The sequence below is a fragment of the Psychrobacter piscatorii genome (assembly GCF_043641605.1).
GTDB classification, from domain to species: domain Bacteria; phylum Pseudomonadota; class Gammaproteobacteria; order Pseudomonadales; family Moraxellaceae; genus Psychrobacter; species Psychrobacter piscatorii_C.
The window spans coordinates 1-16,636 of record NZ_JBHZRK010000018.1 but is presented as its reverse complement, the minus strand read 5'-3'; the positions used below and the strand labels follow the sequence as shown (position 1 = coordinate 16,636).

The 16,636-nt window shown below is 45.5% G+C and carries 14 protein-coding genes; 10 read left to right on the top strand and 4 right to left on the bottom strand.

Annotation, left to right across the window (positions count from 1 at the left end; translation table 11 throughout):
* The 7 genes from ACHUET_RS13540 (at nucleotide 1) to ACHUET_RS13510 (ending at nucleotide 7,668) form a co-directional block, all read left to right on the top strand.
* Complete coding sequence (locus ACHUET_RS13540; RefSeq protein WP_394213562.1) at nucleotides 1–1,947, top strand: DUF294 nucleotidyltransferase-like domain-containing protein; 1,947 nt, start codon at nucleotides 1–3, stop codon at nucleotides 1,945–1,947.
* A 34-nt stretch (nucleotides 1,948–1,981) separates the two neighbouring features.
* The gene (locus ACHUET_RS13535; RefSeq protein ID WP_394213560.1) at nucleotides 1,982–2,587 is read left to right on the top strand and encodes a 3'-5' exonuclease; all 606 of its coding nucleotides are present in this window, start codon (nucleotides 1,982–1,984) and stop codon (nucleotides 2,585–2,587) included.
* A 180-nt stretch (nucleotides 2,588–2,767) separates the two neighbouring features.
* Entirely contained in the window at nucleotides 2,768–4,777 is a 2,010-nt protein-coding gene (locus tag ACHUET_RS13530) for a D-alanyl-D-alanine carboxypeptidase/D-alanyl-D-alanine-endopeptidase (RefSeq protein WP_394213558.1), read from the top strand.
* 152 nt (nucleotides 4,778–4,929) lie between these two features.
* Nucleotides 4,930–5,415 carry an ABZJ_00895 family protein gene (locus tag ACHUET_RS13525; protein ID WP_394213556.1) on the top strand — a complete coding sequence of 162 codons (486 nt, stop codon included), beginning with the start codon at nucleotides 4,930–4,932 and terminating at the stop codon, nucleotides 5,413–5,415.
* 149 nt (nucleotides 5,416–5,564) lie between these two features.
* A complete protein-coding gene (locus tag ACHUET_RS13520) occupies nucleotides 5,565–6,113 on the top strand; it encodes a DUF421 domain-containing protein (protein ID WP_394213554.1) in 549 nt (182 codons plus the stop codon).
* 89 nt (nucleotides 6,114–6,202) lie between these two features.
* The gene (gene rlmH / locus ACHUET_RS13515; RefSeq protein ID WP_394213553.1) at nucleotides 6,203–6,691 is read left to right on the top strand and encodes a 23S rRNA (pseudouridine(1915)-N(3))-methyltransferase RlmH; all 489 of its coding nucleotides are present in this window, start codon (nucleotides 6,203–6,205) and stop codon (nucleotides 6,689–6,691) included.
* A gap of 83 nt (nucleotides 6,692–6,774) precedes the next feature.
* Nucleotides 6,775–7,668: a DODA-type extradiol aromatic ring-opening family dioxygenase gene (locus ACHUET_RS13510; protein ID WP_394213551.1), complete on the top strand. Its 894-nt coding sequence runs from the start codon at nucleotides 6,775–6,777 to the stop codon at nucleotides 7,666–7,668.
* Nucleotides 7,669–7,717: 49 nt separating this feature from the next.
* Here ACHUET_RS13510 and ACHUET_RS13505 read toward each other — a convergent pair whose 3' ends face one another.
* Both ACHUET_RS13505 and ACHUET_RS13500 read right to left on the bottom strand, forming a co-directional pair.
* Complete coding sequence (locus tag ACHUET_RS13505; protein WP_394213549.1) at nucleotides 7,718–9,211, bottom strand: amidase; 1,494 nt, start codon at nucleotides 9,209–9,211, stop codon at nucleotides 7,718–7,720.
* Between the two features lie 232 nt (nucleotides 9,212–9,443).
* Nucleotides 9,444–12,782, bottom strand: a complete 3,339-nt coding sequence (locus tag ACHUET_RS13500; RefSeq protein WP_394213547.1) for a DNA translocase FtsK — start codon at nucleotides 12,780–12,782, stop codon at nucleotides 9,444–9,446.
* A 546-nt stretch (nucleotides 12,783–13,328) separates the two neighbouring features.
* On the opposite strand from ACHUET_RS13500, the gene trxB reads away from it, so the two are divergent.
* From trxB to ACHUET_RS13485, 3 genes are read left to right on the top strand one after another with little or no spacing between them, the layout of a single operon-like run.
* Nucleotides 13,329–14,351: a thioredoxin-disulfide reductase gene (gene trxB / locus ACHUET_RS13495; RefSeq protein WP_087040698.1), complete on the top strand. Its 1,023-nt coding sequence runs from the start codon at nucleotides 13,329–13,331 to the stop codon at nucleotides 14,349–14,351.
* Nucleotides 14,352–15,164 (top strand): leucyl/phenylalanyl-tRNA--protein transferase, encoded by an 813-nt coding sequence (aat, locus tag ACHUET_RS13490; protein ID WP_394213544.1) that lies wholly within the window; start codon nucleotides 14,352–14,354, stop codon nucleotides 15,162–15,164.
* A 33-nt stretch (nucleotides 15,165–15,197) separates the two neighbouring features.
* A complete protein-coding gene (locus ACHUET_RS13485; protein WP_058023725.1) occupies nucleotides 15,198–15,632 on the top strand; it encodes a MerR family transcriptional regulator in 435 nt (144 codons plus the stop codon).
* A gap of 79 nt (nucleotides 15,633–15,711) precedes the next feature.
* Here ACHUET_RS13485 and rimI read toward each other — a convergent pair whose 3' ends face one another.
* Both rimI and ACHUET_RS13475 read right to left on the bottom strand, forming a co-directional pair.
* A complete protein-coding gene (gene rimI / locus ACHUET_RS13480) occupies nucleotides 15,712–16,200 on the bottom strand; it encodes a ribosomal protein S18-alanine N-acetyltransferase (protein WP_394213542.1) in 489 nt (162 codons plus the stop codon).
* A gap of 193 nt (nucleotides 16,201–16,393) precedes the next feature.
* Nucleotides 16,394–16,636 (bottom strand): EF-Tu C-terminal domain-related protein (locus ACHUET_RS13475; protein WP_463556186.1); only part of this gene is annotated, 243 nt, incomplete at its 5' end.

The window sequence follows — 16,636 nt, the reverse complement described above, 5'->3', positions numbered from 1 at the left end:
ATGCCCCATCTTGACTTTACCCAGCCGCCCTTTGACGTACTAAGTCTAGCTGAACGTCAAAGCATCAGAAAAAACACGAAGATCCGCTATCTTGCTAGAGATGAGATCCTACCCGCAGAGGACTTGCAGTATCTATATGTGGTCATCAAAGGACAAATTGAGCAATCACTGAGTGGTGAATTTGTCGCCTCTTATTTGGGCAGCAACCATTCTGATGATCCAAACAATAATGACTGGTTTGATAGTCGCCGCTTACCTGAGTCGCTCATAAAAAATGATGTGCCAGAAAGTAAAAACACGCCTATACAACCGTACCAGTTTCGGGCCAGTGAGGAGACATTGCTGCTACAAGTCGATGGTGCCACTGTCGATAAAATCAGTGCGCAAAATCATCTGGTGCGCCAAATGCTATCAGACAAGCTACCCGAAAGATTAAAGGCTCTACGACAACGCCGTAATAATAAAATACTCAACCCTGCTGGATATACCCATCAACAAGAAGTGCAGCAAATTATGCTGCAACCTGTCATCGACGTCCATTTATTGCCAGTACATATTGTCGATGCCAATAATAGCTTGTACGAAGCTGCGCGTATCATGACCAAGGCTGGACTAAAACACGTACTGGTACGACCGCTAAACTATGTAGAAAATATACGAGAAACTGAGCAGCCAAAACTGCTGCTAGGCATTCTAACTGATACGGATATTTGCCGCGCTGTGAGTGACAGACAAGATCCCGCTATTACACTTTGCCAACGCTATGCTAATTTTAACCTACGTACGATCAAGGCCACTGACGAGATTGGCGATGCGTTACTCACCATGACCCGCTATCGCATTCACAGGCTGCCAGTCATTGATAGCAGTGGTGATGTCGTCGGGGTGCTTGGACAAAGCGATATGCTCGCCCACATTGGTCATCACTCACAGCTCATTAGTATTCAAATCGAGCAAGCAACCGATCTATCAAGCCTAGATACCGCAGTCGAACTCATCGGTCGCTATATTCGTGCGCAGCATCAAAACGGTGTCAAAATCGGTAATATCAGCCGTATGGTGCAGACCTTGAATGCACAGGTATTTACCAAGTTATGGCAACTTATCGTGCCTGATGAAGTGATAAGCAATACTTGTCTCATCGTCATGGGCTCAGAAGGTCGCGGCGAGCAAATCATGCGTACCGATCAAGATAACGCGCTAATCATTCGTGACGGTTATACGCATCCGGACTTGGCACAGTTTGCCGATACCTTTAACAATCACTTGGCAACGCTTGGCTATCCGCTGTGCGATGGTAATATCATGATGACCAACGCCATGTGGCGACAACCGCTTAAGCAGTTTACCGCTCAGATTGGCTTATGGTTTAGAAACACTGACCCCATACATGGCATCTACTTGTCCGCCATAATGGATGGCGAATATGTCTGCGGTGATGAAACCCTGCTTACACAGGTACGTCAGCATTTAAGAATGGCGCACAGAAAAGCCGATCCAATGTTTGTACGTCAGTTTGCCCGTGCGGCGCTACAGTTTGGTGATGTCAATCAGTGGTGGCAAAAGTTTGTGCCTTTGATAGGGGGTAAATCTATATCAGCAGATATTGATCTAAAAAAAGCAGGAATCTTTCCATTGGTTCATGGTATTCGTACGTTGGCATTAGAAAATAATGTGCTCGATGTGCCTAGCAGTAAAGATCGCCTAAAGGCATTGGTGCAGTCTCATGCCCTGACTCAAGAGCGCGCTGATACGTTATTGGAAGCCTTGGAGTTTTTTATGGCGCAGCGTTTATCAGTCGCACTGTCAACCGATGACAAACAGGCAAGGCAAGTCGATCCAACGACACTAACCGCACTAGAACGTGACCTGCTTAAAGAATGTCTGGCCGTGGTAAAAAGTTTTAAAAATCAGCTGCGTCAACACTATCAATTAGAAATAGCATAAATATAGCAATAGAATAAATAAATGGATGATCAACATGAGCTGGCTACAGCAGTTATCTTACGCTTGGCAAAAGACGCAGCTACAGCGTCCGGAGCTGGCATCAATGTTCACCATACCATCGGCTGAGCAGTGGGTAGCGATTGACTGTGAAATGACTGGACTGAACCCCAAAAAGCACCATTTATTATCCGTGGCAGCGATACATATCAATGGTAATACGATCGATACAGGTAACGGTATGCATCTGGTATGCAGACCGCCTGTAATGCCAGATCGCGATACAATTGTCATTCATGGTCTGCGTACTGCTGATGTCGAGCATGGCATGAGTTATGACGACATGCTGGCTCTCTTGTTACCTTTTATTGATAACCGACCCATCGTTGGGTTCTGCACACAGCTCGACATGGCATTTTTGAATCCTTTGGTCAAACGCTATATGGGAACGACCCTGCCCAACAAAGTCATCGATGTGCGTCAATTATACAGTCGACGTATGGGCGACCGTACGCAAGGTATCCCCAATCAAACGCAGCGTTTGACTAATATTTTGGCGCATTATGATATTCCTCAGCTTGGTGCGCATGATGCTTATAACGATGCGATTATGACGGCAATGGCGTTTTTGCATGTACGCTAGCCTTTATCATTGACGATAAAATTGAGCTTTTGAGAGCATGTGCGAAAACAGCAACTCATGTTACCATAGGCAGTTTTTGCCACCTGATGAAAGATGCTCATGCGATACCCTTCTCAACGCGATCTCTGTCAATACGACCCATCTCAACGCGACTTTTCTCAACGCAATAGCCGCATGCCCATGACAGCAAATCTCACCACGCTCTGTGGCCGTGTGCCACTATTTAATCAATCTAAAAAACGTTTGCCGATACTTGCGCTACTGTCAGCGGTTATGCTGGTGCCTACCTACGCACAAGCCGCTCTGCCAACAGCCATTCAAGCTGCGTTATCGCGTGCAGATCTGACAGAATCTGACATCAGTATCATCGTCACGCCAATAGGGGACAAGAATGCCAGTCGTCTGCCTGCGCCCATTCAGGTGATCGATAGCAGTGATATTGATAGTCAATCGATGCCGACGACGCCATCTAACAATACGACCACCAATATACCTACTGATAAAAACAGTAGCAGTCAGAAAGCGACTCAAAATAATAACAACTATGCCGCCAATAATCCTGACCAACAAAGCGCATTGATTACTATTGAAAAGCGCACGATTGAACAGCACGAGCAGAAGATACACGATTATACTGATGATCCTTATACTTATCAGAGTGTAGAAAGCATCCCAACGGTAGTGCCTGACGAACAGCCAACTCCTGCTAACAATGACAATAGCGCGGTGAGCACTGATAAAACTTCTATCAAAATCTCCTTTTCGCCATTATTGAATCATCAACCTGATGTCCCTCGTACCCCTGCCAGCACCATGAAACTCGTTCCCAGTTTTATCGCTTTGGACACACTAGGGGCAGACTTTGTATGGTATACACGCGTCTATCATACTGGTATTGTCATCGGCGACCGTCTACATGGCGATTTAATCATTCAAGGTAGTGGCGATCCAAAAATGACCCACGAGCGTTTGAAGGAGCTACTGTATAAAGTACAAGCCTCAGGTATTCGCCATATCGACGGTGACATCATCGTTGACAGTGCAATCTTCAAAAACGTGAGCGAAGATCCTGCCGCTTTTGATAACTCACCTTTGCGCCCTTATAACGCCAGTCCTGATGGCTTTTTGGTCAACTTTAGCACCATTGGTATCAAAACCTACCCTTCAGATAATGGCCAAGCGAGCTTGACCTATAAGCCACGACTGGCCAACTATCAGCTGCCTGATAAGATAAATACCCGTGCCGCTTACTGTGGACAGGCAAGCTACAGCCTATCGCCGCAGTGGCAAGCGGAGCGGCTAACACTCAATGCCAGTCTGCCAGAGAGCTGCGGCGAGCATGTGTTTTATGTGGCTTATCCTAATGCTAAAGAGTTTGCGGCACACGTCATTGCTGCCAAATGGCAAGCACTAGGCAATACACTAAGCGGACAAGTAATCTCGCAAGAAACCCCTTACGATGCCAAAAAAACCTCAAAATCAGTACATGGTCTCACGGCTATTACCATGTCACCTTTACCTATAGTCAGCTATCCTTCGTTGAACCTAACGCAGCAAATTCATGATATTAACCATTTCTCAAACAATGTTATGGCTGAACAAGTGGCCCTATCTATAGGTGCCTATGACAAAGCAGGACTGACTCAATCAACAGCTATTAATAACAATACTAGCGAGTTAACGAATAACACAGTAGTCAATAATCAGAATACCCATAAAAAAGCTGATAGCCTATATCAGTTTGGCACACCTGCTGGTACTGATTATTCTTCAGCCTTACAGACCATCAATCAATGGTGGCAAACCAATCTAAGCACACCGCCACCTTACCTGACCAATGGCTCGGGACTCTGCCGCGACTGTACCATTACAGCCGCCAACCTAAGCGAGCTGTTGACTTACGCTTATGGTCACCCAAGCTTTGATGCGTATGTAGACTCGTTAGGTATCGCTGGAGTCAGTGGTACCATTGCCGCTCATAGTGAGCGACTACCTAACTCAGCAGCGATTGGCCGAGCATGGATAAAAACAGGCACATTAAATAACGTCACCTCAATGGCAGGCTATGTCAAAGGGTTATCAGGTCAAGACTATGTTGTTGTGGGTATGATTAATACAGATCAAGCGCTCAATCCTTATACGGCAAGACCTGTATTAGATGCAGTACTCGACTGGACCGCTCAGCGCTAATGTTTTTGCTAAAGCGATGCTTAGTGAGCAGTAATAAAGCAACAGCAGATATTTTGACGCAAGTGGTATGATTATTTGCATGGCAATCATAATTGCTATGTTTATTCATATACTTTTAAAACTTTTATTTTTACCTTTACAAAGGCCAGCTTATGTCACGCCAGACAACCAATCTCAGTAAGCCTCGACCGCTTACGTCCAGTCAGCCTAAACTGGCGCAATATATCGGGTTTTTTGCCATTGGTTACATCCTAGCCAGCGCCATATTTATGATGATTCAGACCAAGATTGCGCTTAACTCGCAACTGGTCATGGTCGTCTCTATCATCGTTGGTGCCTATATTGCTGTCAGCAAATTCATCAAGCATCAGCAGCGCGCCTTGGCTAAAAATGAAATCAACCGGCTCATGTTTGGCGGTGTTGCAGTGGTTTGGTTATTGACGGTTCTTTATTTTTTAGCCATATGGTTTTGGTTATTTGATGTGGTTAGTCGTGAAGTACTACTCGAGATGGCAATGGCGCGGCCTTTACCCTTGCTCTCTTCATTGGTGCTGATGCTGGTATTCACCTTGGTCAGTACGCGTATCAGCCTATGGGCTACCAACCATTTCTTGAACCCTGCTCCCAAAACACTATGAGCACACCCGACCATTTACTACGAGCATAACCAACCACCTACAAGCTAATACAAAGTTTTCTCCTACTTATACGTAAAATCCGTTAGGCTAACTTTAAGTAGTCAAATTTTAGCGGTTATTTGTTTTACTTTATAATAGGAGCAGACATCATGGAAACGGTTTTTTTTGACAACATCGATAAGCTCGGGCGCATTGTTTTAACGACTGTTATGGTCTACGTGTTGATTGTGTTGGTGACCAAAGCCTCTGGTAAACGCTCGACGTCACAGCTCAATAATTTTGATTGGATCGTGACGGTAATGATTGGCTCATTAGGCGCCAGTACTATTTTGCTCAAAAACATCCCTTTCATTGAAGGGGTGTCATCAATATTGGTACTCTACCTCTTACAATTTTTGGTGACCAAATACGCCTCTATCTCACCGCAATTTAGCAGTGTTATTTTGTCTGATCCACGTATTGTCTTTTATCAAGGGCAGTTTTTGCCAGAGGCGATGCGTGCCGAGCGCTTGACTCGGCAAGAAATCGAATGTGCGATGCGTGCTGAAGGTATCAATAATTTTGATGATATCGAAGCCATTGTCTTCGAGTCTGACGCCAAGCTCAGCGTGATTCCAAAACAACGCCAAGCCGATACGAATGATGATGAGCAGGATGTAGATCACAGCGTATCAGAGACCATTACCCCTTTGATGTAGTGATTAGATAATCGGGCACTGATGGCTATCAATACTCAGATTCAGTGCTCGGATGTAAAAATTTTTCAATTTAAAAAATGGTACGTACTATGAAGGTAAGAATTTTGACCGTTGGCAATAAGATGCCTAGCTGGGTGCAAACAGGTTTTGATGAGTATTTTAAGCGTATTCAGCCCATGCTGAGCACAGAAATTGTGGAAATTGCCGCCGCAAAACGGGCAAAAAACCCATCAGACGCCAATCTAGCACAGTACCGTGAGCAAGAAGGTCAAGCGATATTGGCCGCTCACGATGCCGCGAGCCGTGAGCAATTATGGGTACTAGACGTCAAAGGTAAGATGATCTCGACAGAAGGACTAGCTGATAAACTCGCTGATGGCATGCAGCAAGGCGATGATATTGCGTTGGTCATCGGCGGTGCAGATGGCGTATCACCAGCAGTGTTGGCAAAAGCCGACGCAAAATTATCATTATCGACCCTGACACTGCCACATCCGCTGGTACGCGTTGTCCTGATGGAGCAGCTATACCGCGCGATGAGTATCAATAATAACCACCCTTATCATCGCGGTAATTAACCAAACTCTAAGCTGTTTTTTTGATTTAAAACATCAACCTCAAAAGAGATTGAAAAACTGGCGTACGCCCTAATAAATGGAACATGAAATATCCAAAACGCGCGACATCCAAAGCCTCTCAGACTACGCATCAGCGTGACTATCATCACGACATTGTACAGACACCTATTACCTCTGCTGCAGCATGGGAAAGTGCGTCTGCTATAATGCCCAATGCGTCTAAACTACCTGCGTTATTTATCTCGCACGGGGCACCTACGCTTGCGATTGAGCAATCTGCCACGACCAGTGCATTGGCACGTATCGGGCAAAATTTACCTAAACCACGTGCTATCGTTATTATGTCGGCGCATTGGCAATCAGCAAAGCTTGAGATCAGCAGTAACCCGCAGCCAAAGACGTGGCATGACTTTTCGGGTTTTTCGCCAGAACTCTACGAGCTTCAGTATCCTGCATCAGGTCAACCAGCACTGGCTGAGACGCTTGCTCAGCAGCTCACCGCGCGCGGTATCACATGTAGCGTCAATCCTGTGCGCGCCTGTGATCATGGGGTTTGGGCACCGCTGAGACACCTTTACCCAGAGGCAGATGTGCCTATCGTTCAAGTGTCACTACCGCAGCATTACGATAGCATTGCTTGCTATCAATTGGGCGCGCAGCTCGCGCAGCTGCGTGATGAGCGAATTCTTGTTATTGGCTCAGGTAATATCACCCACAACTTACAAGCGCTACGCTGGGAATCCGACAGCATCGATCAGGCTGCTAAAGGATTTAAGCAATGGTTGCTCCAGCAGCTCAAGATAGACATACCCACTGCCCTCGACTGGCAGCAATACCCACAATACAAAGATATTCATCCAAGTGACGAGCATTTGCTGCCATTGTTTTTTGCGTTAGGTGCGGGTCAGCGCGTCTCGGTTGTTCATCAAAGCATGGCGCACCACAGCCTAGGTATGGATATCTATCGTTTTGATTAGCTCATATTTATTAGTGCCTACTTATCTAATTAAAGCACACAAACCAAACCTATTTCTCAAAAGCAGGTTTGGTAAATAAACCCGCACGCTCCATCTCACCTGCCAGACTAAATAGCGTCGCTTCATCATTCATACGTCCGATAAGTTGCATACCAATTGGCAAGCCTTTTTTACTCATGCCAACGGGTACTGACATAGCTGGCAATCCTGTGACATTCCCTAACAAGGTAAATCCCATTTTTCCTAGCACAGGTGCGCTTAGCTTTTCGATCATCCCCGAGCTAAAGGCATATCTGCCCATATTAAACCCTTTATTCAGTACCCCAGCGCTACGCATCATCATCTCATCCATACGGCTAGGTGGTAGCACGCCGTGTTTGACCGCAGGTGTTGGTACTGTCGGGGACAAAATCATATCGTAGGTTTCTAATAACAGTCCCGTTTGATACTGACTGTTATGCCAACCATGTTTGGCATGAACCAAGTCCACTGCTGATAGCGAACGTCCGAGTAGCGCCATGTTGTAGGTTTGTGGCTCTAGGTTTTTGACATGGGCGGACCCAAACTCACGCTCGATACTGTCAATCGTAAAGGCGGTATGCGCGCAGACCACGACGATAAAGTCATGCCAAAACTGCTCGATATTGATGTTTGGCTCAGCGGGTACTACTTGATGACCCATAGACTCTAATTGCTTAGCGGTTTGTTCCAGTACAGTAAGGACTTCTTTGTCTACTACGGTATTGGCAATCAATGGCTGCTGCTGCAAAGCGATTTTTAATGGTCGCGGTGCACGCATCGCCGCTTGCAAAAATGTGCCGTCTGGCGGCGCAATGACATAAGGCGCACCAATCTCCGCACCACTGGTGGCATCGAGCATCGCGGCACTGTCACGTACCGAACGCGTAATCACATGATCGGCCACTGCACCATCCCACCCTTCACCAAGATTAGGACCTAGTGGGTTACGGCCACGGCTTGGTTTTAAGCCAAACGCACCGCACCAAGACGCCGGAAACCGTATCGATCCGCCACCATCACCAGCACCTGCCATCGGCACAATACCACTCGCCACTGCTGCAGCACTACCACCCGATGAGCCGCCAGAGCTGTAGCCTTTTTTAAAGGGATTATGAGTGGCACCATGTGCTTTTGGCTCAGTGGTGATAATCAAACCAAACTCAGGCGTATTGGTTTTACCAAAGGTATTGACCCCTGTCGCTTTCATGCGTTTGACGATTTCGCTGTCTTTTTCTGAGAGGATATTGACGCTGCGGCTACCCATCGTGATAGGCTCATCTGCGAAACTAAAGGACAAGTCTTTTAGCAGATAAGGCACGCCATTGAACACACCAGATAGCAACCCTGCCTGCGCAGCGTTATAAGCGCGCTCATCGAAACGGTGAATAATAGCATTTAATTTAGGATTGAGTTTATTGGCCTGATAAACGGCTGCGTCCAATAGCTCTTTTGCGCTCACTTCACCTGAGTTAACCAGCGCCGCTAAGGCGAGTGCGTCGTACTGGGTATATTCTTTAAACATAACCGACCTTCCTTGGAGAGTAATTGTAGTAAGATTTTTCAAATATCTATTTCATCAATAACTGTCAGTTTATTATAAAAAACTACGACTTATAATTGATAAACAAACTCACTGGTCATTTGAAAGTTTTGGTAGCTTGTTCGTTTATGAATGAATTAATCTTAAATCTCTTTCACAAAAAAACGAGCCACTTTCATGACTCGTTTTTTCATTATGAACCTAATACTAAGCACTACATCAACAGTTCACGCTTACCGCTTTTGCCCATCGAGCTGACCAGTCCCGCCTCTTCCATAGAGTCGACAATACGTGCCGCGCGGTTATAACCAATGCTAAATTTGCGCTGGATACTAGAAGCCGATACTTTACGCGTTTCCATAATAAAGGCGACGGCATCATTATATAAGTCATCGTCCTCACCAGAGGCATTAGCCGTGCTACCACCGCCCGGACTAGACAATTCAAAATTACCTGCCATGTTATCAATATAGTCCGGAGCACCGCGCTCACGCCATGCGTCACAGACACGGTTGACCTCTTCATCACTGACATAAGCACCGTGTACACGATCTGGCTCAATCTGACCTGGGCCCAAGAACAACATATCACCGTTACCCAGCATGTCTTCAGCACCGCCACTATCTAGGATCGTTCGTGAATCGACTTTTGAGTTCACACGTAGTGCGGCACGCACAGGAATGTTGGCTTTGATCAAACCCGTAATGACATCGACTGATGGACGCTGAGTAGCTAGCATTAAGTGAATACCAGCCGCACGTGATTTTTGCGCCAAGCGCGTGATCAGCTCTTCGGCTTGTTTACCCACCTGCATAATCATATCGGCAAACTCATCCGCGACAATAACAATCATCGGTAGGGTTTTGAGTTTTGGCGCTTGGCTGATACTTACGCTGTCATTCGGTCGCCATAAAGGATCAAGCATTGGATTGCCTGACTTTTCTGCCGCGATGACTTTTTTATTAAACTCATTGAGCTTACGAACCTTGAGTAAGCTCATTAGCTGATAACGACGTTCCATCTCGGCCACGCACCATGACAAGCTGCTAGCGGCCTCGGTCATATCGGTGACTACGGGCGTTAGTAGATGTGGAATATCATTATAGTTAGCCAGCTCGAGCTGCTTTGGATCAATCAAGATCAGGCGTAGCTCATTGGGTGTGTACTTGAGTAACATTGATAATAGCATCGAGTTGACCAGTACGGATTTACCAGAGCCTGTGGTACCAGCAACCAGCATGTGCGGTGCGCGAGCAAGATCAGTAATGATAGGGTTGCCACCGATGTCTTTACCCATCGCCATGCTGATTTGTGCTTTAGGATCTTTGAACTTTTCGGTATTCAATAGTTCAATCAAGCGCACCATTTCACGTTTCTTATTGGGCACTTCGATACCGATATACGGCTTACCAGGGATGACCTCGACCACACGCAATGAGGCCATCGATAATGAGCGCGCCAAGTCACGCGAAATACCAGTGACTTTACTGGCCTTTACACCAGCAGCAAGCTCGACTTCAAAGCGAGTCACGACAGGCCCTGGAATAGCGTTGACGACGTTGGCTTTTACATTGAACTCTTGGAGCTTGATTTCTAACAACTCAGATAATTGCTCAAGCTCAGCAATGGTATAGCTAGGCTTACGGTCAGGGTCAGGCTTGTCCAATATAGACACTGCTGGAATAGGAGTTAGGCTACTGCGATAGGCAGCCGTCTGCATCGAGCGTGATTTTTGACTGAACGCCGCATCATCACTGATATGCGGCATAACGGGTGCACTGATGTCGTCAGTACTATCTTCCTCCGGCATCATGTCAGTGATATGGTTACTACTATCACCTTCTGGCACCGCAAAGCTGACAGAAGGTTTAGCTGGAGCCACAGGCTGCGTATTTGAGGCCGAACTGACCGCTTCCACAGTCGGTGCGGCTTTTGGATTGGCAGGCGGCGTATTGGTCGGTGTCATATCCGAAATTGCTGATACCGATGCATCCATTTCTACCGATGACTGAGCCATTGTGGCCTCAGGTACGGGCGACGACTCATTACGTTCATTACGTTGTAATAGTTCGGCCTGTGCATCAGAGAACCCATAAGAATCGTCACTTAGAATGCTATTAGTGGTGTCTGACGTAGGTCTTGATAGCTCTTCTTGCGGAGCTTGATTAATGACATTAGTTTCCTCAGCAGTAGCAGATGGCGCTTGCGCAACAGTTTCTGATATATTGCCATGCTCAGCCAACCATGCTTCTGCTAACTTATCGACATTTCCCATTGTATCATCTGGATAAGAGTCTTCTGGCTCAGGAATAGCTTGATTGACAGCTTGAGCATTCGCTGATTCATCCATTGAGGATTGAGTAGCTAGTTCTTGATTAGATAAATCTGATTGAGTTTCTGTTTCTACCTTTGGTGCTGCTACCGAGGTTTGTACCGCTTCTTCTAGTGACACGTCAGTGACGACTTCACTCTGTGCATAGTTAGGCACAGTAGAATTATCTATGCTGTTAGTGCTATAAGCCATCTGCTCACGCGCGAGCAAATCATCAACCGTATTTGCGTCATTCCATGCAAAGCTTGGCTCGACTTTACGGGCAGGCGCTACGATAGGATTTGATATCGCCGATGTGTTTGTGCCACTGACTGTACTACCAGCCGTAGCATTAGCACTCGCTGCGGCCGCGTATTGTGGCTCACTTTTTTCATCGCTAGACGTAGCGGCTGCTTTTGCTGTCGCCATAGAAGCTTTCACACTATCAGCCAATCCTGACGTCGACAAAAAATCTGACAATACATTGCTGAATCTGCCACTATTATCTACTGCGTGAGCACCATTCGCATCGTCAGCTGATTGCAACTCAAGTGGCAGCTGCTCATACTCAGCTGTTTGATTGGGATTGTTTTCTGGGATGTTATCAGCGTTTTGTGAGACATTACTTTGTTGATCCGCTTGAGCGGTGTCTTTATTTTTCAACCCTGAGCCAAGCCAAGATAATGCTGTAATCTTCTGATATATAGCAAGCCAATGGATGTTAAAGGCAAAGGTAGCCGTAATCACGACAAATACCGCCAAGAAAACCACACTCCCCCACTGCGATAACAACTGTGCCAAGCGTTCCTGCAACTCAAGACCGATGATACCGCCAGCCACGCCCTCAAGTCCCGTTGAGGCAGGATTGGCTACCTGCTGAACCAAGGCAACCAGTTGTGCAAATAATGCACTGGCACTCAACAGCAAAAACACATAAGCAACCAGTCGCATGAGCCAAAACGTCGGCTTATTGTCCCACCAAATAAGGATAGACTCATAAACCACAAACGCTAAAAACCACCATGCACCATAGCCAAAAAAGCTATAGAGCAAATCGGACAACCAAGCGCCCGTCTGGCCACCCATATTGTTAATAGTCGTCATATCACTACTGATGTGCGACCAGCTAGGATCATTGCCTGTGTAAGTCATCAAAATAACAAACAAATAAACAGCCAGTATTAACCCAAGGAGGGTAAATATTCCCTTTTTTAAATACTCAATAAGCGGTGCTGATATCACGTAAAATCTGCCTTGTTGTTAATACTAAATGGTCGCCAGTGCATGACTAAGTCTAATCATGCTGACATAAAATGCTGACATATAAAGGTACCTAGCAAAGTGTTTGGTTGAGATTCGCGTCTCAAAAGGCCTGAGCATAGCAGTCATCGCTTAAGCTCTGCCACACTTGGCATAACTTCTTATAATAACAAATACATAGGTACAGTGGCGACACTCTTATAAAGAAAGCGTGCAAGAAAGTAAATCAATGTACGATTTGCGCAAAAAATTTGCGAATAATCCAAAAGTTACTAACAGAATACTGCTAACAATTTTATGTAGACCCTATAAAATACCAGCTGTTTCTAGCACGAGTATTTCAAGGTTATTATGCTTTGATTCTAATGATAGCTGTGTTTGTTTTAGCAAACTTGCACTTCTTGCTATCTACCCTTATGTTATTATCACACAGCAATTAGAAAAACCATATTAGTAGCAACGCTTGACGTTTTTTTATTATATTTATCACTCATATTTTTCATTCGTATATTTAGAAAGGAACAACTCATGGCAACTGACACTACTGCTCCACGTCACGAAAAGCTCATCATTTTAGGCTCAGGCCCTGCTGGTTACTCTGCTGCGGTCTATGCAGCACGCGCCAACCTCAAACCTGTCATGGTAACGGGTATGGAAGTGGGTGGCCAATTAACCACCACCACTGAAGTCGATAACTGGCCAGGCGATGCGCATGATTTGACTGGTCCTGCATTAATGGAGCGTATGAAAGCACATGCTGAGCGTTTTGGTACAGAATTGGTTTATGACCATATCAATGATGTTAACTTGAATGTACGCCCTTTTGAGCTGTCAGGTAACAACGGCACCTACACTTGTGATGCCTTGATTATCTCAACAGGTGCCTCTGCTCAGTACCTAGGTCTAGAATCAGAAACCAAATTTAAAGGGCTTGGCGTATCCGCTTGTGCCACTTGTGACGGTTTCTTTTATAAAGATCAAAAAGTCGCCGTGATTGGCGGTGGCAATACAGCCGTTGAAGAAGCCTTATACCTCTCTAATATTGCTTCTGAAGTCACTTTAGTGCATCGCCGTGATAGCTTACGCTCTGAAAAAATTCTACAAGACAAGCTGTTTGAAAAAGCCAAAAACGGTAACGTCAAAATCGAATGGAACCATCAAGTCAAAGAAGTCGTCGGTGATGACATGGGCGTCAATGGTGTCGTTATCGAATCAATGATTGATGGCAGCACCAAACAACTAGATACAATGGGTATGTTTGTCGCCATCGGTCATAAGCCTAATACCGACCTGTTCAAAGGTCAATTGGATATGAAAGATGGCTATCTGGTCGTCAATAGTGGCCTTAATGGTAATGCCACGCAAACCAGTATCGAAGGTGTGTTTGCCGCAGGTGACGTGGCTGATCATGTCTATCGTCAAGCTATTACCTCTGCTGGTACTGGCTGTATGGCAGCGCTGGATGCTGAGAAGTACTTAGATGCTATCGGTGAGGCAACGGCGAAAGACCATACGTATGCCTCAACCCTGACTGCTGATCAAGAAGACTAAATGAATAACTTCATACAGCTCAACGATAACCATCAATACATCACGCCTGAGACTTTAAAGAGTCTTGGGCGTTATGACTTTCCTGATCCTATCTCTATCGATCCTGATGGCATTGGCATTGTCGCAATGGGTGGCGATCTTGCACCCGATACATTGGTATCTGCTTATGCACAGGGACTGTTTCCTTGGTTCAATGAAGATGAGCCTATCGCTTGGTGGTGTCCTGAGCCGCGTTGTGTGATCGTCCCATCTGATTATCAACCGAGTAAGTCCCTGCGCAAGCAAGCAAGTCGCGTGCGTTGGCAATTGACGCTCAATCAAGCGTTTGACGACGTCATACACGCCTGTAGTCTGCCGCGTAGCGATGGTCTTAATAATGACCTGCCCGAAGGCGAACACACTTGGATTCATGAAGAGATGATTGAGGCCTATACCACACTGCATGCGCAAGGCTTTGCCCATAGCATTGAGGTGTGGGATGAGACAGGTCAGCTCATTGGCGGACTGTATGGGCTAAAAATAAACGGTATCTACTTTGGCGAATCCATGTTTCATCGTGCCTCTAATGCGTCAAAACTCGCGTTTTGGGGATTGATGAGATTGTGTGAGCAAAGTCATGTTGCACTTGTCGACTGCCAGTTACCTAATGATCATCTCATGAGCTTGGGTGCCACCACTCTACCGCGTCCTGACTTTCTTGCTCAATTAGACCGCTTAATAAGCAGTCGCTCCATCAATTGGCACAATAATTCTCACAAACCATTGGCCGTATCCCTTCTCGATACGACAAATCCTTGGCAGCATCAATTATGAAATCTACAAAAGCTAAAGAGTTAAGAGAATTTTATGGCGCTTGATACCTCATTTCTGCTAATCGGAGAGCTGGCAGCAAAAGCCAATACAACCAAAGACACCGTGCGTCATTATGAGCAGTTAGGCCTACTAAGGTCACGTAAGCGTCAAGCAGGCTCACGTTTATATACTGAGTTTCATCCCGAGTGTGTCGAGCGTATTGAGCTAATCAAAAGCGCGCAAGCCATCGGCTTTACCCTCACTGAAATCAAAAACAGCTTAAACGACTACTATGATGGCCAATTGGATATTGATTTGCAGCTCATGCTGACTCAGCAAAAGCTAGAACAAGTCAGAAAACAGCAAGCCAATATAAGCGTGATGGTAGAGTTATTGAGCGAGCGTATAGACGTTCTTGCACGGATGAAAGCAGACAGCAACTATCAATTAGACACTAATATCTGTAAAAAGAAAATACCATCAAGTTAAACACGATAACGTTAGTTGAGATAAGTAATTTATCTTTAAAGAAACTACGCTTATCACTCCTAATAAGAATTTACTCTCTTCACTCACCATAGACATGTTGCATGATGAGTGCATCAACTGCGGGCTGATTCGGTGACTGGTAATAGCCTTTTCGTCTATGAATGACTGCAAATGCTTGCCGCTCATATAGTGCTATTGCAGCATGATTGTCTGCTCGCACCTCTAACAACAAATTCTCCACCTGATTACTCTGCAATACTTTATGCAACTTATCAATAGTCTGTGAAGCAATGCCTTGTCGTTGATAATCAGGATGCGTGCCAATACGTAAAATTTCTGCTTGCTCAAACACCATTTGATATAAGCAGTAACCAATTACGTTGCTCTTTGTACTTTTATCTTGTATGTACACTACCAGCATATTAATGCTGTCTTGCTCAAGCAGTTCGAGCAAAGTCTGGTAACTCCACGCGTCTTGCGGCTGGACGATAACTTCGATATTCGCTACGGCTTGAACCGCTTGTTCAAGCTCTGCTGTATTGGTTGATAAAGCTTCTATCAGAAACATGACTGTCCTTTTATTATGCTGAAATTGTATACATAAATCTTATCGCACGTTTATCGATTAATGATCCAGTGATATGAAAATATAATTATATAGATAAGTAACTAACCCTTTTCCAATACCAATAAAAAAAGCCACCCTAGATAGGATGGCTTTTTTATGACTAATTCATAATCTCATTGCTGAGCCTTAAGGATTAGTTCAATACGTTAGCAACAACACCAGCGCCTACAGTACGGCCGCCTTCACGAATAGCAAAGCGAAGACCTTTGTCCATAGCGATTGGGTGGATAAGCTCTACGCCCATCTCAACGTTATCACCAGGCATGACCATTTCAGTACCGTCTTGTAATTGGATTGCGCCAGTTACGTCAGTGGTACGGAAGTAGAACTGTGGACGATAGCCGTTTAGGAATGGTGTGTGACGACCACCCTCTTC